At 57.8% G+C, this 25,902-nt stretch carries 22 protein-coding genes; 3 read left to right on the top strand and 19 right to left on the bottom strand.

What is annotated here, in order from left to right; translation table 11 throughout:
• Positions 1-18 precede the first annotated feature (18 nt).
• From AB5Y67_RS12895 to AB5Y67_RS12980, 18 genes are all read right to left on the bottom strand, one after another.
• The gene (locus AB5Y67_RS12895) at positions 19-1,059 is read right to left on the bottom strand and encodes a rod shape-determining protein (protein WP_005340051.1); all 1,041 of its coding nucleotides are present in this window, start codon (positions 1,057-1,059) and stop codon (positions 19-21) included.
• Between the two features lie 204 nt (positions 1,060-1,263).
• Positions 1,264-5,715, bottom strand: a complete 4,452-nt coding sequence (locus AB5Y67_RS12900; RefSeq protein ID WP_158512862.1) for a DUF6701 domain-containing protein — start codon at positions 5,713-5,715, stop codon at positions 1,264-1,266.
• A gap of 137 nt (positions 5,716-5,852) precedes the next feature.
• Positions 5,853-6,278, bottom strand: coding sequence for an MSHA biogenesis protein MshP (locus AB5Y67_RS12905; RefSeq protein WP_148660634.1), 426 nt, complete (start codon positions 6,276-6,278; stop codon positions 5,853-5,855).
• A 37-nt stretch (positions 6,279-6,315) separates the two neighbouring features.
• Positions 6,316-7,206, bottom strand: coding sequence for a PilW family protein (locus AB5Y67_RS12910; RefSeq protein ID WP_081250404.1), 891 nt, complete (start codon positions 7,204-7,206; stop codon positions 6,316-6,318).
• Between the two features lie 38 nt (positions 7,207-7,244).
• Entirely contained in the window at positions 7,245-7,805 is a 561-nt protein-coding gene (locus AB5Y67_RS12915) for a prepilin-type N-terminal cleavage/methylation domain-containing protein (protein WP_064338898.1), read from the bottom strand.
• Entirely contained in the window at positions 7,792-8,289 is a 498-nt protein-coding gene (locus AB5Y67_RS12920) for a prepilin-type N-terminal cleavage/methylation domain-containing protein (RefSeq protein ID WP_064338899.1), read from the bottom strand. Before AB5Y67_RS12920 ends, AB5Y67_RS12915 begins: the two co-directional genes overlap by 14 nt.
• A gap of 53 nt (positions 8,290-8,342) precedes the next feature.
• Complete coding sequence (locus AB5Y67_RS12925; protein ID WP_064338900.1) at positions 8,343-8,786, bottom strand: prepilin-type N-terminal cleavage/methylation domain-containing protein; 444 nt, start codon at positions 8,784-8,786, stop codon at positions 8,343-8,345.
• Between the two features lie 14 nt (positions 8,787-8,800).
• Entirely contained in the window at positions 8,801-9,472 is a 672-nt protein-coding gene (locus AB5Y67_RS12930) for a prepilin-type N-terminal cleavage/methylation domain-containing protein (protein ID WP_064338901.1), read from the bottom strand.
• Positions 9,473-9,549: 77 nt separating this feature from the next.
• Positions 9,550-10,011: a hypothetical protein gene (locus tag AB5Y67_RS12935; protein ID WP_047434675.1), complete on the bottom strand. Its 462-nt coding sequence runs from the start codon at positions 10,009-10,011 to the stop codon at positions 9,550-9,552.
• 77 nt (positions 10,012-10,088) lie between these two features.
• Positions 10,089-11,309, bottom strand: a complete 1,221-nt coding sequence (locus AB5Y67_RS12940) for a type II secretion system F family protein (RefSeq protein WP_005340027.1) — start codon at positions 11,307-11,309, stop codon at positions 10,089-10,091.
• A gap of 3 nt (positions 11,310-11,312) precedes the next feature.
• A complete protein-coding gene (gene mshE, locus AB5Y67_RS12945) occupies positions 11,313-13,022 on the bottom strand; it encodes an MSHA fimbrial ATPase MshE (RefSeq protein ID WP_064338902.1) in 1,710 nt (569 codons plus the stop codon).
• 74 nt (positions 13,023-13,096) lie between these two features.
• Complete coding sequence (locus tag AB5Y67_RS12950; RefSeq protein WP_064338903.1) at positions 13,097-14,176, bottom strand: tetratricopeptide repeat protein; 1,080 nt, start codon at positions 14,174-14,176, stop codon at positions 13,097-13,099.
• Positions 14,173-15,063 (bottom strand): MSHA fimbrial biogenesis protein MshM, encoded by an 891-nt coding sequence (gene mshM / locus AB5Y67_RS12955; RefSeq protein WP_064338904.1) that lies wholly within the window; start codon positions 15,061-15,063, stop codon positions 14,173-14,175. Before mshM ends, AB5Y67_RS12950 begins: the two co-directional genes overlap by 4 nt.
• A 92-nt stretch (positions 15,064-15,155) precedes the next feature.
• Entirely contained in the window at positions 15,156-16,823 is a 1,668-nt protein-coding gene (mshL, locus tag AB5Y67_RS12960; protein ID WP_064338905.1) for a pilus (MSHA type) biogenesis protein MshL, read from the bottom strand.
• Between the two features lie 70 nt (positions 16,824-16,893).
• Positions 16,894-17,223: an MSHA biogenesis protein MshK gene (locus AB5Y67_RS12965; RefSeq protein ID WP_019446481.1), complete on the bottom strand. Its 330-nt coding sequence runs from the start codon at positions 17,221-17,223 to the stop codon at positions 16,894-16,896.
• Positions 17,216-17,863: a hypothetical protein gene (locus tag AB5Y67_RS12970; RefSeq protein WP_005340017.1), complete on the bottom strand. Its 648-nt coding sequence runs from the start codon at positions 17,861-17,863 to the stop codon at positions 17,216-17,218. The genes AB5Y67_RS12965 and AB5Y67_RS12970 overlap by 8 nt, the downstream gene beginning before the upstream one ends.
• Complete coding sequence (locus AB5Y67_RS12975) at positions 17,863-18,456, bottom strand: PilN domain-containing protein (protein WP_150390162.1); 594 nt, start codon at positions 18,454-18,456, stop codon at positions 17,863-17,865. Before AB5Y67_RS12975 ends, AB5Y67_RS12970 begins: the two co-directional genes overlap by 1 nt.
• Complete coding sequence (locus AB5Y67_RS12980) at positions 18,456-19,319, bottom strand: hypothetical protein (protein ID WP_040069497.1); 864 nt, start codon at positions 19,317-19,319, stop codon at positions 18,456-18,458. The genes AB5Y67_RS12975 and AB5Y67_RS12980 overlap by 1 nt, the downstream gene beginning before the upstream one ends.
• 87 nt (positions 19,320-19,406) lie before the next feature.
• Between AB5Y67_RS12980 and AB5Y67_RS12985 the strand changes: the two genes are divergently transcribed.
• Positions 19,407-20,330 (top strand): 1-aminocyclopropane-1-carboxylate deaminase/D-cysteine desulfhydrase, encoded by a 924-nt coding sequence (locus tag AB5Y67_RS12985; RefSeq protein WP_150390160.1) that lies wholly within the window; start codon positions 19,407-19,409, stop codon positions 20,328-20,330.
• Between the two features lie 76 nt (positions 20,331-20,406).
• On the opposite strand, the gene AB5Y67_RS12990 is transcribed toward AB5Y67_RS12985, so the two are convergent.
• Positions 20,407-22,335, bottom strand: coding sequence for an EAL domain-containing protein (locus AB5Y67_RS12990; RefSeq protein ID WP_042081406.1), 1,929 nt, complete (start codon positions 22,333-22,335; stop codon positions 20,407-20,409).
• Positions 22,336-22,839: 504 nt separating this feature from the next.
• Here AB5Y67_RS12990 and AB5Y67_RS12995 point away from each other — a divergent pair.
• On the top strand, positions 22,840-24,366 hold the full coding sequence (locus AB5Y67_RS12995) for an EAL domain-containing protein (RefSeq protein WP_199416579.1): 1,527 nt from the start codon (positions 22,840-22,842) through the stop codon (positions 24,364-24,366).
• Between the two features lie 310 nt (positions 24,367-24,676).
• A complete protein-coding gene (locus tag AB5Y67_RS13000; protein ID WP_005340008.1) occupies positions 24,677-25,774 on the top strand; it encodes a calcium:proton antiporter in 1,098 nt (365 codons plus the stop codon).
• Positions 25,775-25,902 lie beyond the last annotated feature (128 nt).

Consider the following 25,902-nt stretch of genomic DNA (forward strand, 5'->3'; position numbering starts at 1 on the left):
GCTGGCCGGCTTTGGGTCTTATTCGTAGTGGAACAGATCGCCACCGTGCATATCGATCAGCTCCAGCGCCTTGCCGCCGCCACGGGCCACACAGGTGAGGGGATCTTCGGCCACGACGACAGGAATGCCGGTCTCTTCCATCAGCAGACGGTCGATATCTTTCAGCAACGCACCACCACCGGTCAGCACCATGCCGCGCTCGGAGATGTCGGAAGCCAGTTCCGGCGGAGACTGCTCCAGCGCCACCATGACGGCAGCCACGATACCGGACAGCGGCTCTTGCAGCGCTTCCAGGATTTCGTTGGAGTTGAGAGTGAAGCTGCGCGGTACACCTTCAGCCAGGTTGCGGCCACGGACTTCAATCTCGCGCACCTCTTCGCCCGGATAGGCGGAGCCGATCTCGTGCTTGATGCGCTCGGCAGTCGCTTCACCGATCAGGCTGCCGTAGTTGCGACGGACGTAGCTGATGATGGCTTCGTCAAACTTGTCGCCACCGATACGGACTGACTGGGAGTAAACCACACCGTTCAGAGAGATGATGGCCACTTCAGTGGTACCACCACCGATATCAACCACCATGGAACCGGTCGCTTCGGACACCGGCAGGCCGGCACCGATGGCAGCAGCCATAGGCTCGTCGATCAGGTAGACCTCGCGGGCACCGGCGCCCAGTGCGGACTCCTTGATGGCGCGACGCTCAACCTGGGTGGAACCGCACGGTACACACACCAGCACACGTGGGCTGGGGCGGAAATAGTTGTTGTCGTGAACCTGTTTGATGAAGTGCTGCAGCATCTTCTCGGTCACGTAGAAATCGGCGATCACGCCGTCTTTCATCGGGCGGATTGCGGAAATGTTGCCCGGGGTACGGCCCAGCATCTGCTTGGCGGCATGACCGACAGCAGCGACCGATTTGGCGTTCCCGCGCTCTTGGCGAATGGCGACAACTGAGGGTTCGTTAAGGACGATCCCTTGATCTTTTACATAGATCAGGGTGTTGGCAGTTCCCAAATCGATCGACAGATCGTTGGAAAAGACGCCTCTGAGCTTTTTGAACATGGCTACGGGAAATCCTAAGAATTTGGAGGTGCAGAAAACCGGCTAACTTTACCAATGCCCACCCCAATGGGCAAGCGCTCAAACTGTCGCCAATCAATCAGGCGCGACAAAAATGCGAGTCATCACTCACTCGCACACGCTTGCAAACACTAATAAACAAGGATTTAGGGGGATGCTGTTGAGCCAGCCCCCCTTTCACATCATTCAATGCAATACTTCGCGCCGATAAATAATTCTGTCATTACCCCGGCTGGAGCCGAAAATGGCCTCACCTTGCAGGTTGCCGTCATTGGCACTCGTTGGGTCAGACAACCAGAGTGGCGATGATGGCTGTTTTGCCAATTCGACCTTGTAGGGGATGCGCACCGAGATGTCCGGCTTGGCAAAGTGGAACAGGATCTCCCCTTCTTTCGCCAGTGCAGCATCCCCACCCGGTGCAGAACTACCCAACCCCAGCTTGATCTTGCGGCCCGCCCCCAGATTCAGCTCGCGAGTCGCCGCATCAAAGGTGTGACTCGAATTGAGGAAAGTGAACCCCTGATTGGCCAAAGAGAGCTGGGTACATTTATCTTCCTTGTTTTGCAGCCAGTTGCCCCCTTCGTAATATTGCATCTGCAGTGGAATGGCCAGCGGCGCCGAGGCCAGGCCCGCCGCCGTACCAGCCTGCAGGCGGCCGTACAACAGCTTTTGAGTACCCAGCAGCACCGCATTACACCCCGATCCGGAACATGTCCCAGCGACAGCAGTATTCATATTTGAATTAGCCAACAGTGTATTCCCGCCATCCTTATCATCGACTTTGAGACCAAAGCTCAACGTGGCGAAAGGTGCTTCTGGACTCACTACACGATCAAAGCGGGTATTCAGCCCCAAAGGTGACTGCTGATTAACGCTCGCAATACCACTTGCCCAGCTGAGCGAGGGAGATAGTGTAATACGCTTGTCACGCGCAACCCCATCCAGAGCATTGGCAGCCACCATCTCAGCAACCCCTTTAGCGAACGCCCCCTTATAGTTCTCTGTCGTCCCTTTCTGCAGATTGCGTGCAGTGAGGACAAAACCGCTGGCAAAGGGCTGGCTCATGTATGTAAAGGCATTGCAGGCAGGCGTGATAAAACCATTACTCAAACTGTAATCCCAGGGTACGAAGCGGCCCACCGGCATGCTGCTGGCGGGAGGGATGGTATAGCCGAAATAGCCCGTAGATACAGTGCTTCCTTCTGGCGGCTTTGCCGCCGGTGGCGTCGCCGTCATCCGGAACACTCCCACCTCGCTCACGGTCTGGCTAACGTTATTGGCACTGTTGGCCGCAGCCACATGGCTATAGGCGGTAGTACCCAGCGTTGCATTGGTGCCCGGATTGGGTGCCACCAGCGTACTGCCCAGAGCAATATTGGGCAGGGCAAAGTTGGGCGTAGTCTGATTCCCTACGCAGATATCCCCATCATTGGCCGACTCCCAGGCCATCGCCTTGATATCTACCTGGAACGTTTCCCCTGCTTTTTTGAATACCGGACAACTGCTATCACCTGCCGCGCAGACCCCTTGCGGAGGGGTTATACACAAGCCGACAGGACGTGCCACAAACGTGTCGGACCCCGTCATCACCAGACCCGCCGTCTCACCACTGCCATTATGACTGGCTGAAAGCTGCATCTGACCCGCATCCGGGTAGGTCACTTTTTTCAAGGTCGCCTTACCCTGATTATCGAAAGTCAGGTTAAGGGTGGTTGGCGTTGGTGAAGGAACACTGGCGGCATAGGTAGCGATGGCATTGCCATCGATGGAGATCTTGCTACCAAAGCTATTGGTATTTGGATTGTTGTACGTTCCCCAAAAGCCGACAGACCTCACACCGGTAAATCCGGGCACACATTGCTTGGTAATATCGTCTTTTTTGACCGCACTGATAGTCACATCCTGAGGCTGGTTGGAATAAGTATCAGGCACATCAAAGAAGAAGCCGCTATCGGCAAAGTTCAGGGTACAGGCTGCCGCACTGGGCGTACCGGCCCCGGCCTTGCACAAGGTTTCACTGAGTGGTTTGACAGCAGGAACGGAATTGTTCACACCAAGCGTCACTTGGGCCTGAGTATTGTTACGCAACAAAACTTTGCCCGTTCCACCGGTAAAGGTCACCGTATTGCCACTCACATTGTTGGCACCAGACAGTGGGTACCAACCACCATCCTGGAGACTCTGTGGCAACAAGGAAACAGCAACTTGTTCGGTAATCAGCAGACTGCAATCTGGATTTGCACACGCCTTGATAGTGATCTCTTCCGGATTGCAGGTCAGAGGTTGACCCGAATACTGCAACTCGAAATGATCTACCTGAACGCCTACCTCTCTTGATTTCAGCGCACATATTTCTACGTTATCGAGTTCGTGAATATTGGTCAGGGCACCTGTAGAACCTGTCAATGACACATAAAAGTCTTGCGGTAACGGACTTTGCCCCAATGCAGGATCCAGCGCATCAAACGAATCGATAAGAGAAATAAACCCGCTTCCCGTATCACGCTCTACTTTGACCATCGCTCGCCCACTGGTTCGTGAATCAATCGTCAGACGGTAACGATGGTTGGCGCTACCGTTACCATCTACCTTTGGACTCAAGCAACTGGTATTAACATTGGTAGTTCCGTTATTACAGGTGCCTCGCAGATAGTTATATCCGGAAAAATTGGATCCCGAGCCACGCACGACAACCGATTGCGGGCGATAGCCCACACTTCCCCCCCCCCCAAAGGATGAGAAGTTGCCATATTCATCCAAGCCAAATCCGAGCCAACCGCCAGCAAATCCAGGTGAGTTACTCGGTTGATAATGGCCATAACCCAAGGGCCCCCCAGCAGCACCTGGCTGTGGCGTCACCGACGCATCAGAAAGCACAACGGTCATACCATCTGCACCAGTGCTCGTGCCACCATAGGCGTAGTGATTAAATGTCAGCGTCACCAGATTGCCAGCAGCAGGAAATAGCCGCTGATAAGTCGCAGAGGTTGCTTGTCCCGTGCTGGCTTGTGTCATCCGTAAACGTCGGTCTGCTGTAATTGATGGTATAAATCCTCCAGCACTCTGCTTGACGGCCCACCTATCACCGAGCGGCAGGGAGAAGTCATCGGTCTCACAAATCAATGTCGAGCCACCACAGGGATGACGTTGACTATATAACTCAGCTATCTGAGTGTCAGACAGGGCCGAACCATAAATAGCAACCTCATCAATTCGGCCATTAAAGCTGCGACTATCAATATAATCTCGGCCAATCTCCAAATTTTGTGTATTTGCTCTTAACGAGTTTGCATCATTACCTCTAGCTGTATCAGCGACTCCATTGATATATATTTTTTGACGTTGATTGCCAGCAGCCATTGCATCATAGCGAATGACTATATGGGACCATGTATTTAACGGTATTTTGGTGTTTGTTGTCAGTGTCTGGTTCACGCCAGAACTTCTTTCCCAATACCAGAACACTCTGCCTTGACTATCCAGATGAAACTCATAGTTGCCATCTTTTGACACGATAGAATACAAATTTCCAGCTGATGGCCGACTTACCGGATATACCCAAGCAGAAACAGTTAACTGATTGGAAAATGACAGGCGAGCGTCATGTGGCACTTCAATATATTGATTGCTGCTGCCAGTAAACTCACCATAACCACAAGTACCAAGATTATTCGCGTTTGCAGGTAATGCAGGCGACACAGTATTAGTTTTCGCGCCCCTCATTGCGCGACCATGTAGCACATCAGCAACAGCGTTTTTGACTTCTCCTGCAACACCAGTCCACTTACTCTCTTCAAGCTGATACAAGGCAACAGGTGCCGGGACACAAGCATTTACCGGATTTGACACTGGTAGGCAAGTACCAGTCACAGAGCTATTGTTGACATTCACCACCCCACCGGCATTATTTGTTGCAGCGGTCAGATTGCCATAAACCGTAGAATTGGTAACAGTGATATTATTTGATGTGGTCGAGATAATGACAGGACTTCCCTGAGATCCCAGTTGGCTACCTGTTGCATTAAAAGAGCTAGCCCCAGAGACACTTCCACTAGTCATATTAACTGAGTTGAACGTCACTGGATTATTTGAGCGCATGGTAATATTACCACTATAAGTTCCGCCAGATATCGTCAACGAACTATTTGCACTGATATCTCCTGATAACTGCACATTAGTCACACTGACAGAGTTACTACTGCTGGTGATATTTCCCTGAACAACTCCCGAGTTTAGCGACACGTTCCCACTGGTAGTAATACTTCCGTATAAGTAGATATTGTTCAGTGTAATATTTGAGCCGCCAGCTAAAATATCACCATATATGGTGTTTTGATATCCTTGAGATACAATGCCACCAAAACTAGCCTTAAGGTTTATTCTACTTGAGGCACTGCCAATCTTGTTATTCGTGAGAGAAATCCCGGCATCTGCACTCAGCGTTGAATCTTGACTAGCGACAATCACATCACCGTCGTTTAATGTTACCTGACCATTACCACCAGTACAGGTGTAAACATTTCCTGACTTTTGCCATGTGGTATTACATGGTGGGTATTGATTGATGGATAAATTATATTGTTGCGCCACAGCTGTACCGCAGAAAAGTAATAAACCAACCAGCCATTTAAAATCCATCACTTTCCTCTCCGCTTGTATCATCTGCCGCAATATCGATCGTCAGTACAAAGTGCAGGCGAATGACTTGCACTGAAACAGCGATAACCACTCCAGCCAGAAGTGACTAACACAACCGACATCATCGCCATCACGATTCATGGCGCTCCTCCATCATAAGCTTCAACCATCAGGGTTCGGCTCACGGCAAAATCAGGGTTGGCACTGTTAAGGTCGGAGCTGCCACAGGTTCCGACACTCTCGAGACGATAGCCATTGGTCACAGCTCCGTTATAGGTCACTGGCACCGTGACGCAACGAACCACTGCCTGGCAGTTGGTCAATCCGGGCGTGCTGGCAAAGCTCAGTGGGCTGCTTGCCGGACAGACCGCAGGTGGGTTCGGTTGGGCAAGCGTGCGTTTGGGGAACAACCGATAGAGCGCCACTTCCAGCCCGCTCTGGGCGGCCAGCAGGGCCCGCACGCTGCGCACCTCCACGGTATTTTTCTCGCCGCTATCGACCAGAAAACGGCCCATTGCAGCCGCCAGCAGAGCCATCACCACAATCACAAACAGGGCGATCATCAAGGCACTGCCTCTCATCCGTCCGAAAGCCTGTGGATCAGGGCACATTGAACACCTCGATCTTGTGGTTGAAGGTGACCGACTCCCCCTTGCGCTCGAAGACAAAGCGCATGCCAAACTCCCCTTCGGCGTTAAACGCCGAGGTTTCCCGATAGAAGGTGCCAATACGAAGGGAATCCGCCATCAACACGCCCTGTGCAGGTAAGGGTCCCCCAATGGGCGCGGTAGCGCGGGTCAGCGTGTTTCCTTCCACACAGTAACGTACCTGCTGATTGGCAAAGTAGACCCGGCTGCCTGGAGAGAGGCCCGTCAGACTCTCGGCACTGGTATAGCGGATGGTTTGCGCTCCGGATACGGGCGTCAGCACATCGGTAACCCTGGCTACACAACGGCCATAATCGCAGCCTGCCGTAAGCGATCCGACATTTTTGTCCGGCACGGGGAATACGATCAGCTGATCGTCTTTTTTGACGGCGGTGGCATCAACATCCAGCGGATTGGCAGCAGAAGCCGGGGTCGCCATCACCAGCTCAAGGGTGGCCGTGCTCCCCGACATGGCGCGGTTAAGTGCCAGATAGCGGCTCGAGGTGCTGATGGGCCAGAACCGCAAACAGGCACCGGTGTCGTCCCATGTCCCGCCAGTCGTCTCGATCCGCTCCGAGCCCGGCACCGCATCACGCAATTCGCGGTTAAGCCGCTCCATGGCGAAGCGGGCATCGCTCATCAGTTGCTCACGACTACTGGCATCGCCATAAATCTGGGTACCGATACCGATAAACTGGCTGGTAAAGGTCGCCATAATTCCGAGCAGCAGGATAACCATCACCAGCTCGACCAGGGTAAAGCCACGATTACCCCGAGGTTTACGGTAGGTTCGATTGGCCGCCAGGCGTAATCGAACGCCGGAAGTGGTTACAGGCGCGGACATTCGGACAGGCAAGCAACACCCAACAGCGGAGCGATCCATCAGTAGTTCCCCCGGTAGAAGGAGAAGTCGAGCACGCTCTGATCCGGTAGCTTGATCTGCAGATCAATACGCTTGCCCACAGAGCAGGGGGCGACACAACTCTTGAAGGTGCCGTCGCTGAAATCGGCTCCACTCACCGCAATTTTCACCTGATAGTTGCGATACTCCTCGCTACTGACTGCCACCTCAGTTTGGGTCAGCGTGTTGGCATCCACCCAGCTACCTGCGGTATCGAAATCATCCACATCGTTATAGGCATAGGATGCGGGCTCGCCATCCGGACCATAACTGGTGGAGCAGGAAGAGATGGTCACCCCAGCCACCTGCTCGCCACAACGATAACGACCACCGTTATGATCCGAATGTTCATCAAACGACTTTTGCAAGATCTCGCCGGAGAGGCGCTGGGCCAGCTGGGCGGCCCGCACCTGCTGCACCGGATCCACCGCCTGCGGCGACTGATTGATAAGCAACCCCAATATGCCGGTCAAGGCCACCGCCAGCAGCACTATGCCAACGATCAGCTCAATCAGGGTGAAACCACGCTTAAGGGATCTCATGGATAAACCCCTCGGATTCAATCTTGATACGACTGGTCTCGCGACCATCACTCACCAGCAAGGTACAACCGGTGGCACAGCTGCTGCCTAGCGGTCTGCCCATCTGATCGAAGCGCAGCACGAAGCGGTTGTTGTTATCTAGGGAGATGGAGATACCGGCAGAGGGCGTAACCAGTCGACCACGGGTCTCCAACTGGGGAGTCCAGCCACTATTGGTATCCAGATCATCGCTGGCGGGACACGCAGCATAAGTTCGGTGGGCAAAACGGGGAGAGGCAACCACCAGCTGGGTACAACGGTTGGCTGGCTCATGCATATTGACGGTCTGCACCAGCCGCAGGCGAGTCAGCAACTCGTCACGTACGGTTTGAGTTTCAAAGCCGCCTTTGCCCAGCCATTTGGGCACGGCAAAGGCGGCCAGAATCCCGAGTAACAGGATCACCAGTACCAGTTCAATCAGGGTAAAGCCCTTGGTTGCAGGCATGGGATTTCTCATCAGGGAAAAGAGAAAGCGAGGCCGAAGCCTCGCTTGCACGTTTACTTACAAGTATCGGCCAATTCAACCTTGAAAGGAGTATCTTTATCAGCAGCTTGTGTATAGGTCACGTAACAAGAGTTACCCTTTGTATTATCAGGATAAAAATCTGCAGTGCTCCCTGTAGGGGTCGCAGGAGAGACAGACCAACCATCCAATGTAAGTGCATTTTTAACTGTCGCAGCAGTCGGATAACCATAAATCGCCTGAACTGTAGTTCCAGCAACAGATACGGCAGAAGACGATGCCTCAAGGCCTTCCAAAGCAGCCTTGCTATAAACCAAATTGGCTGCACTCTGCAGTGCAGATTGAACACCCTGCGCAGCAGACTTACGAGCATCATCCTGCAGATTCAGGAACTTGGGTGCAGCGGTGACCGCCAGAATACCCAGAATGATGATCACGATAACCAGTTCGATCAGGGTAAAACCCGCCTGTTTTTTCATTTCACTTTCCTCTGTTAATTAATATTTGTGGTCACCTGACCGGACGCCGGACGGTAACTGAAACTCATAAATGCATCAGTCTTGCCTTGCGGATCCTGATACTTGCCATCACTGCCCTTACTCAAACTATTGACCAAATAGTAACGGCAGACCGAATCCAGTCCATTACTGCTCACTGTGGCATAGTATTTCAGGTCATTGCCGCTACCGCGCACTTCATTGAAGCTGGCCGTAGCCTTGGGCGGGTTTTGCAGTAACCCCTCCCAAATATTGAGACAACGTTCGGCGGTCAGATTGGCCGGATCCACATCGGGATTACCGCTTGCAACGGTATCCATGGGATAGCCGGGCGACAGCTCGCCGTTGCTGATCTGGGTATCGGTCGGAGTGGTCAGATAGAAGCGACTACCGTCATAGAGCACAGTATTGAGGCCGTCCTGTTTGGCGCGACCTTCCGCCTCCCATTGCGCCCGCACCAGTGAAACGCCGGTAGCAAAACCGCCAGAGACCCCTTCCACGCTGGCCTTTTTCGCTTCATCAGTCACATCGAGAAAGCGCGGCAGTGCAGTCACCGCCAGGATCCCCAGGATCACGATAACGATCACCAGCTCAATGAGGGAGAAGCCGGCAGACCGTCTCCTCATCCCGTTTTCCGGCATTGTTGGTGCCATTGGTTTCATTGTCATGCTCCCTCCGTAATGCCCTACATTATTTCATGCAGGTCCAAAAAAATCATGTAGTTGGGTCATATGATTAGTTTCATTCAAGGCTTTTTCATCACCCGCCCATCAGAAAACTGATAAACCAGCCAATAACCATCCCACCCCATCTCGCAACCACTGCCATCGGGGCGGGCCAGAACCTGCAGGGGAGGCATGCCCCCCTTCGTCTCACCCATCAGTGCCAACCACAACTGACGGCAATTTTCCGAAGGAGATTGCAGCGGCACCAGCCCCAAGGGCCACCCTCGGGCATCAAACTGCCACCCCTTGCCGGCGACATGCAGTGTCTGCGGGCGCCGCTCATCGAGCCAAATGCCGTGCAAACGCTGTGCCCGCTCGGCAAATTGCTCCCCCAGCAAGGTGAGAGTGAGCTGCTGCGCCTCTTCCCGGTGGCCCTGATAGCTACGCACCAACGTAGCAACAATCACCATCAACAGGATGATCACGGCGATCCGCCGATATCCGGTCAGCCAGCGATCATCTTGCTGCGTCTGTCTGTTCATCCAGCCCTCGACTCCACAGCTCACTTGCCTCTTACGGCTCGCATCATGTCCCACCATTCAAGCGTGAAGATGCCGAGTTACTTGCCGCGAACTGCGCGCATCATGTCCCACATGGGGGTGAAGATACCCAGTGCCAGGATCAATACCATTACTGCCACGATCCCGATCAGGATCGGCTCGATCCGAGCGGTGAGACTCTTGAGGTCATAATCCACCTCCCGTTCGTAATACTCGGCCGCTTCGTGCAGCAGGTCATCGACCTGACCTGTCTCCTCCCCCACGGCGATCATCTGCATCACCAGCGGGGTGAACAGGCCGCTGCTGCTGGCGGTGCGCAGCAGGCTCTCGCCCCGCTCGATACCGGCGCGCATATCCCGCACTCGCCCCGCCATATAGGCGTTATCCACCGCATCGGCCACCAGGGTCAGCGCGGTGTTCAGCGGCACCCCTGCCTTGAGCATCATGGAAAAACTGCGGGCAAAACGGGCCAGCAGGGAGCGCTCTATGATAGTGCCGACGATCGGCAACTTGAGCTGCCAGCGGTGCCAGGTCAGCTTACCCTTGGTGGTGGCGACCCAGCGGCGCCAACCGAACACCATCCCAGCCAGAATGGCGAGCAGCAGCCACCAATAGTTGACAAAAAAGTGCGAGGTTGCGAGCAGAATGCGGGTCGCCAGCGGCAACTCCACCCCGAATTTGGCGAACATGCCGGCAAACACCGGGATCACCATGATATTGAGGATCACCATGGCGATACCGATGGCGATCATCACGAAGCTGGGGTAGCGCATGGCGGTCTTGATCCGCTTGCGGGTCTCCAGCTCCAGCTCGAAATAGTTGGCGAGCTGCAAAAAGGACTCTTCCAGCTGACCTGTGTTCTCACCCACATGGATGATGGCCACGAACAGGCTGCTGAATACCTTGGGGTGCGCCTGCATCGAGCTCGAAAGCGGGCGACCGTTGCCGAGATCTTCCCCCAGCGAGTGAAGCGCCCGCTTGAGCGGCTTGCTGTGAGTGCTCTCCTCCAGCCCGGCAATGGCGCGCAGGATCGGGATCCCGGCCCGGGTCAGGGCATACATCTGGCGGCTGAAGATCACCAGCTCATCCAGCTTGACGCCCCCTTCCAGCAACAATGACCAGTCTATGGCAGCGGATTTGGCCTTGCCCGGTTTAAGCTCGGTGGGCATCACCCCACGGCGCATCAGCTGTTCGGCGGCCGCCATCTCGTTGGCCGCTTCTACCACGCCACTGGTGGCGTTGCCCTGGCTGTCACGTCCCTTGTAGGCAAAGTTAGCCATCGCTTACCCCAAATCCTCGGCCAGTCGCAGCACCTCATCCACCGAGGTGATCCCCTGACGGGCATAATCGAGGGCTGTGAGGGCCAGCGGCCGATAGTGTTCATGTTGACGGGCCGCCTTGGCGAACCCTTCCGCATCGTTGCGGCGCAGGGCATCCATCATCGGCTGATCCAGCTCCAGCAGCTCGTAGACCCCGATCCGGCCGGAATAACCGGTAAAGTTGCAGCTCTGGCAACCCCGGCCCTTGTGATAGGTGTGTTGGCCGGGCGCCTCGCCGGAGAGTACGGTGAGCCAGGTGGCCTGCCCTTCGTCGAGCGCCTTCTCCTCAACGCAGTGCTCACATACCCGCCGCACCAGCCGCTGGGCGACCACCGCCCGCAGGGCGCTCGCCACCAGATAGCCGGGCGCCCCCATGTCGATTAGGCGCAAGGCACTGGTCACCGCATCGTTGGTGTGCAGGGTGGTCAGCACCAGGTGACCGGTGATGGCGCCACGCAAGCCGATCTCCACCGTCTCGTTGTCACGCATCTCCCCCACCAGCAGGATGTCCGGATCCTGACGCAGGGTGGAGCGCAGCACGTTGGAGAAGGTGAGGCCGATCTTGGGGTTGACCTGCACCTGATTGACGCGGGAGAGACGATACTCCACCGGGTCTTCTACCGTGATGATCTTGTTGCTGGACTGGTTGAGCTCGGAGAGGGCGCCATAGAGGGTGGTGGTCTTGCCGCTACCGGTCGGGCCGGTCACCAGAATCATCCCGTGCGGGCGTTTGAGCTGGCGACGGAAACGGGTCAGGATCTCCGGCGGCATCCCGGTTTCGGTCAACGACAAGATGCCGGAGGATTGATCCAGCAGACGCATCACCACAGACTCGCCATACTGCACCGGCATGGTGGACATCCGCACATCCACATCGCGACCGCGCACCTTCATATTGAAACGGCCATCCTGCGGCAAGCGCTTCTCGGAGATATCGAGCCCCGCCACCAGCTTGAGGCGCAGCACCAACGCCTGGGCGATGCGCACCTCGTTGAGGATGTTCTCGTGGAGGATACCGTCGATCCGCTGGCGAATCCGCAGCACCTTCTCGTCCGGTTCGATGTGGATATCCGACGCCCCCACCTGCACCGCATCCTCGAACAGGGAGCGCAGCAGCTTGGCCACCGTCGCCTCCCCCTCGTCGTTGGCCCCCAGATTGCTGGAGCCCAGCTCGAAGCCGGAGTCCTGATACTCCTCCTGCAACTGTTCGGCGAAACTCTCGATCTCGCGGGTCCGGCGATAGAGGCGGTCGAAATACTCCAGCAACTGCCCTTCCCGCGCCACCGCCAGCACCATGATGCGCGGGCTGAGCAGGGCCGCGATGGCATCCAGTGCGCTCAGATCCGCCGGATCCGACATCGCCACCGTCACCTTGTCGTCGGTGAGGTTGACCGCCAGCGCCCGATAACGGCGCGCCTGCACTTCGGGCAGCAGTGGCACCGCAGCGGCGTCGATGGTGAGGTTGTTAAGATCGAAGAAGGGCACATCCAGCTGGCGGGCGAGGAACTGCAACAGCTGCACCTCGCTGATAAAGCCGAGGTCGATGAGAGTGGTGCCCAGCTTGCGGCCGGTCTGACGCTGCTGCTGCAGGGCAAGCTGCAGCTGATCATCAGAGATGATCTGCTCTTGTACCAGCAGGTCGCCGAGGCGCATTTTCAGTCTGGGTTGTGCCATGTTTGCTCCGATCTCTGTTACTTCACACCCGTTACCGCATCCGATTAGGCTTAGCTAATCGAACCTGCTGTTTATCAAGGGGTTAGTTGACCAATTCGTTGTTCCAGCCAGTTGGTCGACGCCTCGCCGAGGTTGCCGTGCAGCAAGGCGTTGCGATAGGCATCGAGCGCCCGCTGGCTGTGGCCCTGACCATCCTCGGCCACGCCGAGGCCAAGCCACCAGCGGCCCTGATCCGGCTGCTGACGCAGCAGCTTCACATAGAGCGCCGCCGCATCGGCATTCTGGCCCAGCTCCTGAGTCAGCCCGGCCCAGGTGGCGTAGTAGTCCATGTTGCTGGCGAGATCCGGCTGATAACCGGACAACCAGCCAAGCGCCTGCTGCTGTTGCCCCTCGCTGATGGCAAGGCGGGCCAGCAGCAGACGAAAATCGGCCTGTTGGGGATCGAGCCGGATCCCCTCTTCCAGCAGCTGACGCGCCTCGGTCAGACGGCCCTCGCCGTAGAGCAGCCCCGCCAGCTGCTCGCGCGCCCCCTGGTTGTAGGGATCGTGGGCCAGCACCTGATAGTAGTTGTCCTGCGCATCCCGCAGGCTTCCCTTGGCCATGGCGGTGGTCGCCTTGCGCTCAGCCAGTGCCGCCAGCTCCTTGGCCGACAGCTCGACCGTCTCGATCTTCAATACGCTCGGCTTGCGCGGCGCGCTGGCGACTGCCTGCTGCTCTGCAGCCAGTTCGGCGTAAAGCTCGGGCTGCAGCTCTTCATCGGTCAGCTCCGTCTCGTCAACATCGCTGGAGGCATCAAAGGGCGCACCGTCGGCCATGCTATCCGAGTCACTCTCGCCTGCCTCATCATTCACCTCATCCTGACTTGGCAACGGCAGCGCGGCCGCCACCTCGACCGACTCGGGCTGGCTGACGGGCGCGGCGGCCCTTGCCACCACATCGGGGGCGATCACTTCACTGGCAGCCGTCACGGTATGGGTCTGCTGCCAGTAGATCCAGGTTCGCCAACCGAGGATCCCCAGTGCCAGACCGCAGATCAGGGTCAACAGCAACATCCACCATCCCTGCTGGCGCGCAGGGGCAATATAGACGGCAGCACCTTCGGATCCTTGCTGGCGCCGGTCCAGATCTTTCAGCATCTGGTTGATAACGCTCATGGCCAGACTCCATAAGCCAGGGCGCACCCCAGCAACAGTAACAGGGGCCACCAGCGCCGTGGCGCAAAGCGGCTGGCATCGTCGGTATCGCGAATGGCGAGCCGTACCAGATGGCTATCGATCTGACGCACACCCTGACCATAGGCCAGCATCAGGCACTTCTGCGCCAGGATATTGATAAGTCTCGGGATCCCTCGCGATGCGCGCCACAACAGACGCATGGCGCGACCTGCAAACAGCGGTGCCCCGCGGTAACCGGAGACCTGCAATCTGTGCTCCAGATAGGCGCGGGTCTCGTCAAAACGCAGCGGCCGCAGGCAGTAGGAGAAGCCAATCCGCTGACGCAATTGGCGCAGATGCGGCTTACCCAGTCTGGCATCCAGCTCCGGCTGGCCGAACAGCACGATCTGCAGCAGCTTGCTCGATTCGGTCTCGAGATTGCCGAACAGGCGGATCGCCTCCAGCGTCTCGTCCGGCAGCGCTTGCGCCTCGTCGATCAGCACCACCACCCGACTGCCCTGCTGGTGCAGGCTGATCAGGTGACGATGGATACGATCGGTCAGATCCAGCTCGCTCTGATCCCGTACCGCCAACCCCAGCTCCAGCGCCAGCGCGATGCGCAGCTCGGCCGGAGTGAGGTGGGGATTGGGCAACCAGGCAAGCCGCACCGGACGTGCTTCCGAGCCCAGCTCGCTGAGCAGCTTGCGGCAGAGCAGGGTTTTGCCGGTACCCACCTCGCCGGTCACCTTGATAAAGCCCTCCCCCTGCGCCAGCGCCCAGTTGAGCACCTGCAGCGCCTCTTCGTGAGGCGGCAGGCCGTAGTAGAAGCCGGTATTGGGAGTGAGGCTGAACGGCGCCTCCTGCAGGCCGAAGTGGGTCAGGTACATGAGATCTCACCTGCCACGACAAGCAAGCAGCCTGTGCTGGCAAGGCAGCACAGGCCGTTCGGGATAAGGGTGACCGCATCTGGTGTCATGGGTCAGCCCTTGGCCGGATACCACTTGTCGAGCAGCTCGGAGGAGCGTTGCAGCTCGTTTTGCCAGGTATCTTTCTCCACCACGGTCGGTTTGAGCATGATCACCAGCTCCACCTTCTTGGTGCTCTCGCGGCGGTTGGTAAAGGCTTCACCCACCCAGGGAATATCCCCCAGCAGCGGCACCTTGCTGACGATCTCCTGCTTGTCGGTCTTCATCAGACCGCCAATAACGATGATGTCACCGTTATTGGCCTGCACCACGGTATCGGATTCGCGTATCGAGCTTTTCGCCAACGGCAACACCAGCGTATCGCTGTCTGTCACCTTTATGGTCTTGGTTTGCTCTTCAGTATCGATAACGGAGGGATGGATATGCAGCAGCACCTTGCCCTCTTCATCGATCTGTGGTGTTACATCCAAAGAGATACCTGAGAAGAAAGGGGTCAACTCTACATTGGGAGTTGTTCGGTCACCGCTCGTCGTGCTCACGGTTGTTGTCGATGCATTGGTGACGAAATATTCGTCCGTCCCCACCTTGATCACCGCCTTCTGGTTGTTGGTCGCGGTGACACGGGGGCTGGAGAGGGTATTCACATCGCCCTGGGTCTTGAGCAGGTTGACCGCCACATTGAAGTTGCCGTCAGAGACCTTGAAACCGGCGCCGCCACCCAGTGCAGTGAAGATCTGATTAGGGGTGGTGGGTAACTGGGTATTGGCCAGTGAACCGCCACCGGTAATCCCCTTGTTGCCATCCCAGCTGGCGGAGAGACCGCTCCAGTCCACCCCCTGCTCATACCCTTCGTTGAGGGCAACTTCGATGATCCGCGCCTCCAGCACCACCTGCCGCTTGAGGTGACTATCGGATTGATTCAGGAATTCACGCACTGCCTTGAGCTCTTTCGGGTAGGCGCGAATGGTGACCAGACCCGCCTGCGGGCTGGTGATCACCGCGCGACCATCACCCGTGCCAATCAGGGTCTGCAGAGAGTCGCGCAGATCGGTCCAGTAGTCGCTGTTGGTATCGGTCTCGATACGGGTGCCATTGCTGCTGTTGCCGTTCGAGTTGTTGCCGGAGGAGTTATTGGTGCTGTTGTTGTTCGATACACTGTCAAAACTGCTGTCGCTGCTGTTATTGCTGTCATTGGCCGTCACCCCGCCGGTGCTGACCGAGGTGCGGGAGAGACCACGACGGGACATCATCAGGTAGTTGACCGGGATGGTTTCGGTACGCAGACCCGCCGGATAGATATGGAAGACATTGCCCTTGCGCTGCACGTCGAAGCCATACATGTCGCCCACCACAGCCAGCACCTCTGGCAGAGTCACATCCTTGAGCTCGACGGAGACCAGCCCGGCCACCCCGGGGTGAACCGCCACGCTGTAGCGGGAGCCCTTGAACAGGGAACCGAAAAACTCCACCGCCTCCACATCGTGAGCCGCGATACGCAGCCGCTTCTCCGGCATGCCGACCGGCATCTGCGGCCGGTTCAGCTGCAGCAATTCACTTTGAACCGATTTGGGCAACGCGGTCAGAGGGGCAGCCTGTTTCTGCTGTTCGTTCATGGCCTGTTTGAGGGCATCCTTCGCCTGGGTCGGCTCGGGGTGCTGATACGTGGTACAGCCTGCAGCCATCATGGCCACGGTGATCAGACAGAGACGGTGTTTTTTCATGTAATTAGGGCACCCTGACTTGCAATTAAACTCGATAAAGCCGATTCACCTCTCGAGAGGCAAGCACGACTCAAACCCGGATCTTGCTGGCAAACAGTGTTACCGCATGGCGTTTTCCCGCCTTTTCCAGCACCACGGCATCGGCATTGATGGCCACCAGCGTATAGCCGTCCACCTGTTGTCCGACCCGATAACTCTTGCCATTGAGTACCGCCAGTGCCGGGCCATTGCCCAGCACCACACTCTGCAGCTTCGGCAAACCGGCGCTGCTCTCGCCGGTCGCACGGGCGCCAACCGCCACATCAGCCAGCGGCGCGGTGGGATCCTGCAATACCTCGACCTGCTCCGCCTGTGCCAGCAAGCTGAACAGGCAACAGCACAACGCAAATACTCTAGCCACGGATAAACTCCTTGCTGGTACTCAGGGTGTAGATCTCCATCTCCACCACCGCGCCGGGATAGGCTTTGACCTGATAGTCGAACTGCTTCCAGTAAAAGTGGCGCGGCAAGGCTTCCAGCGCTTTAAGATATTGATACACATCGAAATAGCCGCCTTCAAGCTGAAGCCGGATACCATGCTTGTAGAGATTGACCTTCTGCTCCCCCGCCATCAGCGGGGTCGGCTCCAGCGAACTGAGGGCCAGCATATGAAGGTTGGCGGAGCGGGAGAGCAGCGCCTCCAGCACCAGCGGCATCTCGTGCGCCGGGATCAGATCGACGGTCTGGGCCTTGAGCTCATCGTCGATCCGGGCCAGATCCGCCTCGACTTGCGCCAGCTGGTCGCGAACTCCCTGATTGGGATCCCGCTTGAGCCGGGCCTGTTTGCCGAGGTTTTCCAGCTCCATGATCTCGAGGTCGCGCTCGGCGGCGCTCAGGGCCATGCGATCCTGCTGCAGGCGGGTATCGGCGCCATCGAGCCAGCCGTAGAGTCCGGCCGCGCCCAGCAGCACCAGACCAGTCAGCAGGATCAACACCCGCTCCCGCTGGCTCAACACGGCGATACGCTGGCCCCATGCCTGCCATTGTGCTTTCAGGTTCATCAGGGTTTCTCCCGCGCAATGCCGCTCAACTGGAAGGTCAGACGGCCCTCCTTGTCACGGCCGAGGGTCAGTTCACCAAACTCCTTGCCTACCAGACTCGGGGTCTGCTTGAAGCGGTTGACCCAGGCCGGTACATCCTGACTGCGTCCGGCAAAGCCGGAGAGGTTGATCCGCCCTTCGTTGATCTCGATGCGCTGCAACGAGAGGTTGCTGTTGCGAATGCGGGAGAGATCCGCCATCACGCTGGCATAGCCCTGGGATTTTTGCAGGGTCAGGCTGCCCAATTGGCGCATCAGTCCCTGCTTGGCTGTCAGCTCATCCTGCATGTTGACCAGTTGCTGTTGCAGCCGGGGATCCGCCTGATGGCGCGCCAACTCGGCATCGAGCCGCTGCGCCTCGCTGCGCTTGAGTTCCAGCTCGGCAGAGCGCTGCGCCAGCGCCCGGCTGACCTGCTGCTGTTGCCAGCCGTAACCGACACCCGTCAACAGGATCAGCAGCAGCGCAAAGCCCCATACCAGCGCCATCTGATTGAGGCTGGCCCACTGCCGCTTGGGGCGAAACTCGGCGCCATAGAGGTTTATCTGACGTTTCATCACGCATCCTCCCCGATGGCGGCTGCGTAGGCCGACAGGTATTCGACGCCGGCCAGGATCGCCTTGTTGGCCATGGCGGAGACGGCAAAGCCGAAGGTCTGCTCCATGTGGCGCACCAGGGTACCGATAAAGGGCGAGGCGACGGCGAACTGCATCTGCCCCAGCTCGGGCAATTTCAGCTGGCCCGCCAGATAGTCGAGGGAGCGCTGGATCTCCAGCGCCAGCGAATCGAGCAACATACTGTCCGGTTCATGTTCGCCAGTCAGGCTGGTAAAACCGCGCAGCTGGCGAGAAAAGCAGAGCCCGCCCTGATGGAAGACCAGCAGTTGCAGATCCTGCCCCTTGGGCTGCCACAGCAGCATGCGCACCGTGTCATCCGCGTCATAGAGAGAGGTGAGCGCCAATTCGTCGCTGATGATGGATTGCAGGGTAGCGATGCCATTGATGGCATCGGCCAGCTGTTGAACCCGGCTCTTGGGCAAGCAAATCACATTGATGCGAGGGCGACCGGCAGGCGGGGTGGGCAAGTCCACATAATCCATCGCCAGTTGCAGCACGGGTTCGCTGACATAATCCTTGATGGCCCAGGGGAGCGCCCCCGCCATCTCGGCGTCAGGCACGGCAGGCTTGTCGATCTGGATCTGTTGATAAAGGCTGGCGGCGAGGGCCACCCGCACCGTAGACTTGGCCAGCCCATGACGGCTGAACAGCTCGTTCATGGCCACTGCCCACTCCTGTGGGCCGTTGATGGTGCGCGTCGCGAAGACGGGGGGATTCCCCACCGCAGCCAGCATGATCCTGTCATTGGCCAGCAAGAGCCCGACCTGGCGGCTTGGCGTCGACCGTCTGAACAGTTGTTTCATGTAAGCCCGCCCATCAATAGTGATTAAATGTATGAAATATTAACATAAACAGCAGATTAGCCTCCAGATTAAAAGACGGACTCACCATTGCAAGCCAACCTTTCCGCCGAGTCAGAGGGTCAAGCCATCCTCCCTTCCCCCCTGCAACGCCTCCACCATCCGTTGCTGACCCGCTATGGCGTCGAGCTGTGGTGCAAGCGGGATGACCTGATCCATCCGGCCATCTCCGGCAACAAGTGGCGCAAGCTCAAGTACCACCTGCTGCATGCCAAAGAGCACGGCAAACGGCATCTGCTCTCGTTTGGCGGCGCCTACTCCAATCATATCCACGCGCTGGCGGCAGCGGGGTGCCAATCTGGTCTTCGTACTACCGGTATCATACGGGGCGAATATGACGCAGTCAGTAACTCTACCCTGCGGGATGCCCGGCACTGGGGCATGGATCTCGTTTTTGTCGACCGCCAGAGTTACCGGCGACGGCAGGATCCCGGCTGGCTGGCCCAATTCGATGCCCCCGATACCCTGATCGTGCCGGAAGGGGGTAGCAGCCCGCTGGCCATCCCCGGGGTGGCGGAACTGGTCGGCGAAGTGCTCTTCTCGCCGGATCTCTGGGTACTGCCCTGCGCCAGCGGCGGCACTCTGGCGGGCCTGATCGCCGGCAAACGGGATCGGGAGCAGATCCTCGCCATTGCGGTACTGAAAGGTGGCGGCTTTATCGCTGACGAGGTGTGTCGCCTCCATCCTGCGGCTGCCAATATCCCCGGCTGGCGCATCGCGCTCGATCACCACGATGGTGGCTATGCCAAGTTCAGCCCGGACCTCTGGCAGTGGGTGCAGAATTTCAGCGCCACGACCGATCTGCCCCTTGAGCCTATCTACAGCGGCAAGGCGATGTGGGGTCTGTTTCGCGAACTGGCGGCGGGCCGTATCGCCCCCGGCAGCAGAATCGTCTTTATCCACACTGGCGGCATGCAAGGGCTCGCCGGGCTGCGGGAGCAGGGCCGACTGTAATCCCTGCCTGACGGCAACCGCAAACAGCACCGCAAACAACAGAGGGTCGCCCCAAGGCGACCCTCTGTTGTTTATCTCAATCACCAGCCGGTTCCAGCACCAGCCGCTGGGGCTCGGCAAACCAGGGGCCCTGCCCGGCATGCACCCCGAGGTGGCGCAGCATCTTCCACTCGTCGCCACTCTCCACCCCCACTGCCAGCACCCGGGTGCGGGTATTGGCGCAGCCGCCGACCAGACTGCGTACCGCCATCTGGTTGACCTGACGGGCATGGATCTCCCGCACCAGGCTGGGGTGCAGCTTGAGGAAGTTGATCTCGAACTCCTTGATGTACTGGGTGCTCACCACATCCTGACCGGCATGATCGATGGCCAGCTGGCAGCCCAGCATCCGCAGGGAGCGCAGCGGCCGCTTGAGCGCCTCGAAGTGGCGGGTCACCTGGGATTCGGAGAGTTGCAGGATCAACCGCTCGTTGGTGCTGCGCGGCAGCTGGAACAGGGCGAAGAAAAGCCAGCGCTGGAACTCGCGGTTGAGCAGGCTCTGGGCACTGAGGGTCAGGCTGATGGGGCAGCTCTGCTCGGAGCGCTGGCGCAGCAGGGCGAGGGTCTGCTCCGCCACCAGCCGATCCAGTTGCAGCAACAAGCCCACCTTCTCCGCCATCGGCATGAAGATCCCCGCCTGCAAAGCCCGCCCCTGCTCGTCGTGCAGATAGGTGAGCAACTCCTGCTGCAACACCACCTGCCCCCGATCCTGCTGGATCGGCTGGGTGTAAAATTCGATGCCGTGCTCTTCGAGACGGCGGCTGATCAGGGTACGCCAGCGTACCGTGCCCTTGCTGCTCTGCTCCTCATCCAGCTGCTTCTCGTAGAGGAACCAGCCGTTGTGCCCCTGCAGACGAGCGCTCTTGAGGGCCAGCTCCGCCTCCTCCTGCACCTTGAGCAGGCTGTCTTGTGCCTGATAACAAACGGCGCCGAGATAGACTGCAGTCTCCGGGTTGACCTCCTGCGGCCAATGCAGCCGTTGCAGGCTCTTGAGCAGCTGGCTGGCGCTATCCACCATCTCGCTCTCGGACATATTGGGCAGCAGCACCGCAAAGACCTGACCGGCATAGCGGGCCTGCAGGGCACCGTTGTGTTTGCGCACGAAGGCACCGATGGTGGCGCTCGCCTCCATCATCAAATCGTGCCCCAGCAGCTCGAACTGATCGGCCTCCAGCTCCTCCAGACAGGCGAGATCGATCAGCAGCACGCCACCGCTCATCACGCTCGCCTCCATGATGGCGCTCTCCAGCCGGTTGTCGAAAAATAGCCGGTTGCCGATGCCGGTCATCTTGTCGACGAAAGCGTTGCTGCGAATGAAGTTGTCGAAGCGGCTGCGCTCCTTGCGGGCATCAGCCAGCTCGGCGAGCAGATGATCGAGGGCCTGACTGGCGGCCACCGGCCACTCTTCGGCGGGGTCATGACTCAGTTTGGAGAGTTTGTCATCGAGGATCAGCTGGGCGCGAATGCCCAGCAGCTCGGCCCCGCGCAACTGCTGGCGCAGCCAGCGGATGGAGTACCAGAGACCGAACACCACGATAAAGATGCCCAGAGAGATGCCGGACATCGCCTTGATGGAGTATTCCGCCTCCTTGAAGGGGCGCTCCAGTTTGAAGTTGGCCTGCATGCCGGCCTGATGGGGCAGCGGGTGGCTGTATGGCACCAGCAGCTGCTCGTCGACAGGATTGCGCACATCGCGGAACCAGTAGACCCGCTGGTTATTCTGGCGCACCTCCAGCTCGACCACATGGGCAGCCCGCAGCAGGGTGGGCAGCCAGTGGCTCATATCCTCCATGTCGTGAGCAACATCGAGCTGCTTGTCGATCACTTCAACCAGCGCATCGACCTTCTTTTGCTGCAACTCCATGCCCAGCTCGCGAAAGCTGAACACCCCGCCAATCAGCACGGTCGCCATGGCTGCGATCACGCAAAGGGTGATAAATGAGACAAGCTGTGTAGTGAGTTTCATGCGCCTTTCCGTATGCCCAGCATCATCCATGTCGCCTCATGGTAGCAGCGGCGATCGGGCCACAGCTATGGATGAAGATCCCGCTTCTGCAATTTAAGCGGGCAAGCATAACCCAAAGCAGAGGGAGAATACCAAGGATGACGGGCTACAGACGCGGGAAAGGGCGGGATGACAGACAGAAAAATGGTCCCTCAAAGGGGACCAAAAGGAACACTCATATCAAAACTAACACTCTGTGCTACTGACAAAAAACAGATACAGGAGTATTGAACACACGGTGAGTCAAACCGCAGGGCTACTCTAATGCAGTTCGGATAAGCTGAGCAATTGTCATTTATGACAGGTCAGCGATTGAATCTAGCCAAAGTTAATAATAAACACATTTAAAATCATGCAGTTAAAAAATCAATCAACAAGTGTGACAACTCGGACTCAAATTGATTGCACTAATGCTCTATGATGGCTAAGTCCATTTGTGTCTCATGAAACTGGCAGGTACTTCCTTTGCGTAAATCACCCGTCTGGATCGCTCTGTTGCTGTTCGTCCTGCCTGTCGTGGGCAGCCAGTTTCTCGGCCTGTGGTTTGCCAAGCCGATGGCCTTTCATCTGCTGGAAGAGAAGGTTGCCGAGCTCAAGGGAGCCATGGCCGTACGCCACCGGGAGCTGGATGCCGCCATCAACAAACAACTGGCACAATTTGAGTTCAACTGCGGCGCCAAAGACATGGAGCTGCTGCGCGATCCGCGCTTCTACAGCGCTCATATCCGCCTGCAAGGGCTGGAGCTCGCCTCCGGCAACAGCTGCTCCAGCCTGGGGGTGGAGATCCCGCTGATCAAAGAGCTCCAGAACAGCGGGCAGAAGTTTGGCAAGTTGGGGATCACCGCTACCGTGGCCAAATACAATACCGAGCAGGAGCTGATGGCCTTTTACCGATCCGGCGACAACCTCGCCTACTGGGTGCTGGATAACAGCTGGAGCCACGACCTGCTGCAACACCCCTGCAGCCACTGCTTCTATCTGGAGTTCAGCCGACAGGATAGCGATGCAAGCACAGTCCACTTTCCCCGTGGTGACAAGGAGATCAAACAGGAAGAGAGCAATATCAGCCTCAGTTTCTTCGATCCCAATGAACTCACCAAACAGACGGTCTGGGCGGGAAAAGCGCTGGAGCAATATGCCCATGACCAACTCAATCACTACGGTCTCTGGTTCGGTATCGCACTCGGCGCCCTGTTAAGCGTCACATACTGGCTGCTGCGCAGCTATCGGCGCTCCCTCAAAGGACTGCTGCAAACAGGATTGATACGCAAGGAATTTATTCCCCTCTACCAGCCGATAGTGGATGCCCGTACCCACCAAGTGGTGGGATTCGAGGCGCTGCTCCGCTGGCAGCGGGGAAACGAGCTGATCCCCCCGGGCACCTTTATCGAATATGCAGAGGAGCAGGGACTGATCCTGCCGATGACCGAACAGTTGCTGGAGCAGGTGATCACTGACCTGCCGCAGCTGGCACCGGAGCAGTGGGTCAGCGTCAATCTGGTGGCGGCCCATATCGAGCAGCCCCTGCTGCGCACCCTGCTCGCTCACAGCCAAAACCCCTCACCCGCCCGGCTCACCTTCGAGCTGACGGAGCGCAAGCCGATCCTCGACATCAAGGCGGCCACCGAGGAGATCACCCTGCTGCAACAGATGGGGTATCACTTCAAGCTGGATGATTTCGGTACCGGCTACGGCGGCTTTGCCTACCTGCAGAGCCTGGGGATCCGCCAGATCAAGATCGACAAGATGTTCGTCGATACCATAGGCACCAACGACCTCAAGCGCAGCGTGCTGGATGCCATCATCGTCTTCGGTCGGGAATCGGGCATGGAGATGATCGCCGAAGGGGTCGAGAGCCAGCTGCAGGTCGACTATCTGAGCCAGCACGGCGTCTATCTGATCCAGGGCTACTTCTTCGGCAAACCCATGCCGCTGAAGATACTGACCCACTGGCAACAGGAGTGGCAGTTGCAACACCAGAAGGCCAGCTAACACAGAGATGGCAGGATTTGGCCGTGAAACGGTTTGGCCAGCGGCTCGACATCATCAGGTTGATGCTGGCGGTAGCGCCGTAACCCAGCCCGGCCATCAGGCGGGTAAATCCCCCTGCAGACCCAGGCCCGGCTCCATGGTGAAATCAAACCGTCTCCTGCCACCCCTTATTTACATTCAGCAACAAAATGATCTGCCCTGACGGGGATAACAACCTTTATCATAAGGAGCCGGTTATTGCGCAACCGATAACCGAGCAACCTGTTTATGTCATCCGGTCGTCAAGACCCCCAATAGAGAACCATTGCCTATGAAGACAGTTATCCGGCAAGAGATTGCCCTGCCCGTTGGCCTGCTGACCCTGCTCTTTTTCAAGACCCTGGGCAGTGACCTGCTGACAGAGACAACTCCGCTCGGGATCTATCTTCCGGTTTCGGCGGCACTACTGGCCATCGTCACCTGGGCCATCTTCTCGGTCGTGCGCCACTCCGATGCCCTCGCCATCAAGCTGGGCGAGCCCTTCGGCACTCTGATCCTCACCCTCTCGGTCATCTCGCTGGAGGTGGTGATGATTTCCTCGGTGATGCTGACCGGCGAGCCCAACCCCACCATGGCCCGCGATACCATGTTTGCGGTAGTGATGCTGGTGAGTACCGGTCTGGTGGGCTTCACCCTGCTGTTTGGCGGCTGGCGCTACCACACCCAGAGCTTCAATCTGGACGGAGTGAAATCCTATCTGGTGGCCATCATCCCGCTGGCCCTGCTCTGTCTGGTGCTGCCCAACTTCACCGAGGGCGGTGCAATCGGCAGTATGTCGCGCGCCATGTCATGGATGCTGATCATCATCTCGATCCTGCTCTACGGGGTTTTTCTGCTGATCCAGACCCGCAGCCACAGCCACTTCTTCGTCGACAGCGATCACGAGGATTACGAGGAGCACCACGGCCCGCTGCAGAGCAACGTCTATCACACCATCCTGCTGCTCGCCTACCTGCTGGTGGTGATCCTGCTGGCCAAGACCCTGGCCATCCCCATCAATTACGGGGTGCATGTCATGGACGCGCCCGCCGCACTGGGCGGCTTTATCGTGGCCTGCATCGTGCTGGCTCCCGAAGCAGTCGGCGCCATCAAGGCCGCCTTCAACAACCAGTTGCAGCGGGCAATGAACCTCTACTTCGGCTCTGTGCTGGCCACCATCGCCCTTACCGTGCCTGCCGTGCTCTTTATCGGCTCCATGCTGGATCAGGAGGTGCGCCTCGGCCTCTCCCCCGCCGATATGGTGCTGCTGGTCACGACCTTGATGGTCTGTAAAGTAACCTTCAGCAGCGGCCGAACCAATGTGCTCCATGGTGCGACCCATCTGGTGTTGTTTGTGGTCTATCTGTTCCTGATGTTCGAACACGAATAACCGCGTTCAACCAACGTCAGAAACGCAAAGACCGCCCGATTGGGCGGTCTTTTGTTATCTGCGCCCGGCTGTCACCGGCGCCTGTGAAGCGGCTTCCCCCTGATCCCAACCCTTCTCCCGCCAGGAGA

It is taken from the genome of Aeromonas sp. s12 (genome assembly GCF_040907925.1).
GTDB classification, from domain to species: domain Bacteria; phylum Pseudomonadota; class Gammaproteobacteria; order Enterobacterales; family Aeromonadaceae; genus Aeromonas; species Aeromonas veronii.

What these genes read in the sequence shown, in the direction of transcription:
- AB5Y67_RS12910 (WP_081250404.1), bottom strand. Translation starts at nt 7,206, where the DNA reads ATGTCCGCGCCTGTAACCACTTCCGGCGTTCGATTACGCCTGGCGGCC.
- mshM (WP_064338904.1), bottom strand. Translation starts at nt 15,063, where the DNA reads ATGTACCTGACCCACTTCGGCCTGCAGGAGGCGCCGTTCAGCCTCACT.
- AB5Y67_RS13000 (WP_005340008.1), top strand. Translation starts at nt 24,677, where the DNA reads ATGAAGACAGTTATCCGGCAAGAGATTGCCCTGCCCGTTGGCCTGCTG.
- AB5Y67_RS12980 (WP_040069497.1), bottom strand. Translation starts at nt 19,319, where the DNA reads ATGAAACAACTGTTCAGACGGTCGACGCCAAGCCGCCAGGTCGGGCTC.
- AB5Y67_RS12915 (WP_064338898.1), bottom strand. Translation starts at nt 7,805, where the DNA reads ATGAGATCCCTTAAGCGTGGTTTCACCCTGATTGAGCTGATCGTTGGC.
- AB5Y67_RS12930 (WP_064338901.1), bottom strand. Translation starts at nt 9,472, where the DNA reads ATGACAATGAAACCAATGGCACCAACAATGCCGGAAAACGGGATGAGG.
- AB5Y67_RS12990 (WP_042081406.1), bottom strand. Translation starts at nt 22,335, where the DNA reads ATGAAACTCACTACACAGCTTGTCTCATTTATCACCCTTTGCGTGATC.
- AB5Y67_RS12900 (WP_158512862.1), bottom strand. Translation starts at nt 5,715, where the DNA reads ATGGATTTTAAATGGCTGGTTGGTTTATTACTTTTCTGCGGTACAGCT.
- mshL (WP_064338905.1), bottom strand. Translation starts at nt 16,823, where the DNA reads ATGAAAAAACACCGTCTCTGTCTGATCACCGTGGCCATGATGGCTGCA.
- AB5Y67_RS12895 (WP_005340051.1), bottom strand. Translation starts at nt 1,059, where the DNA reads ATGTTCAAAAAGCTCAGAGGCGTCTTTTCCAACGATCTGTCGATCGAT.
- AB5Y67_RS12925 (WP_064338900.1), bottom strand. Translation starts at nt 8,786, where the DNA reads ATGAAAAAACAGGCGGGTTTTACCCTGATCGAACTGGTTATCGTGATC.
- AB5Y67_RS12950 (WP_064338903.1), bottom strand. Translation starts at nt 14,176, where the DNA reads ATGAGCGTTATCAACCAGATGCTGAAAGATCTGGACCGGCGCCAGCAA.
- AB5Y67_RS12935 (WP_047434675.1), bottom strand. Translation starts at nt 10,011, where the DNA reads ATGAACAGACAGACGCAGCAAGATGATCGCTGGCTGACCGGATATCGG.
- AB5Y67_RS12940 (WP_005340027.1), bottom strand. Translation starts at nt 11,309, where the DNA reads ATGGCTAACTTTGCCTACAAGGGACGTGACAGCCAGGGCAACGCCACC.
- AB5Y67_RS12975 (WP_150390162.1), bottom strand. Translation starts at nt 18,456, where the DNA reads ATGAAACGTCAGATAAACCTCTATGGCGCCGAGTTTCGCCCCAAGCGG.
- AB5Y67_RS12920 (WP_064338899.1), bottom strand. Translation starts at nt 8,289, where the DNA reads ATGCCTGCAACCAAGGGCTTTACCCTGATTGAACTGGTACTGGTGATC.
- AB5Y67_RS12970 (WP_005340017.1), bottom strand. Translation starts at nt 17,863, where the DNA reads ATGAACCTGAAAGCACAATGGCAGGCATGGGGCCAGCGTATCGCCGTG.
- AB5Y67_RS12905 (WP_148660634.1), bottom strand. Translation starts at nt 6,278, where the DNA reads ATGATCGCCCTGTTTGTGATTGTGGTGATGGCTCTGCTGGCGGCTGCA.
- mshE (WP_064338902.1), bottom strand. Translation starts at nt 13,022, where the DNA reads ATGGCACAACCCAGACTGAAAATGCGCCTCGGCGACCTGCTGGTACAA.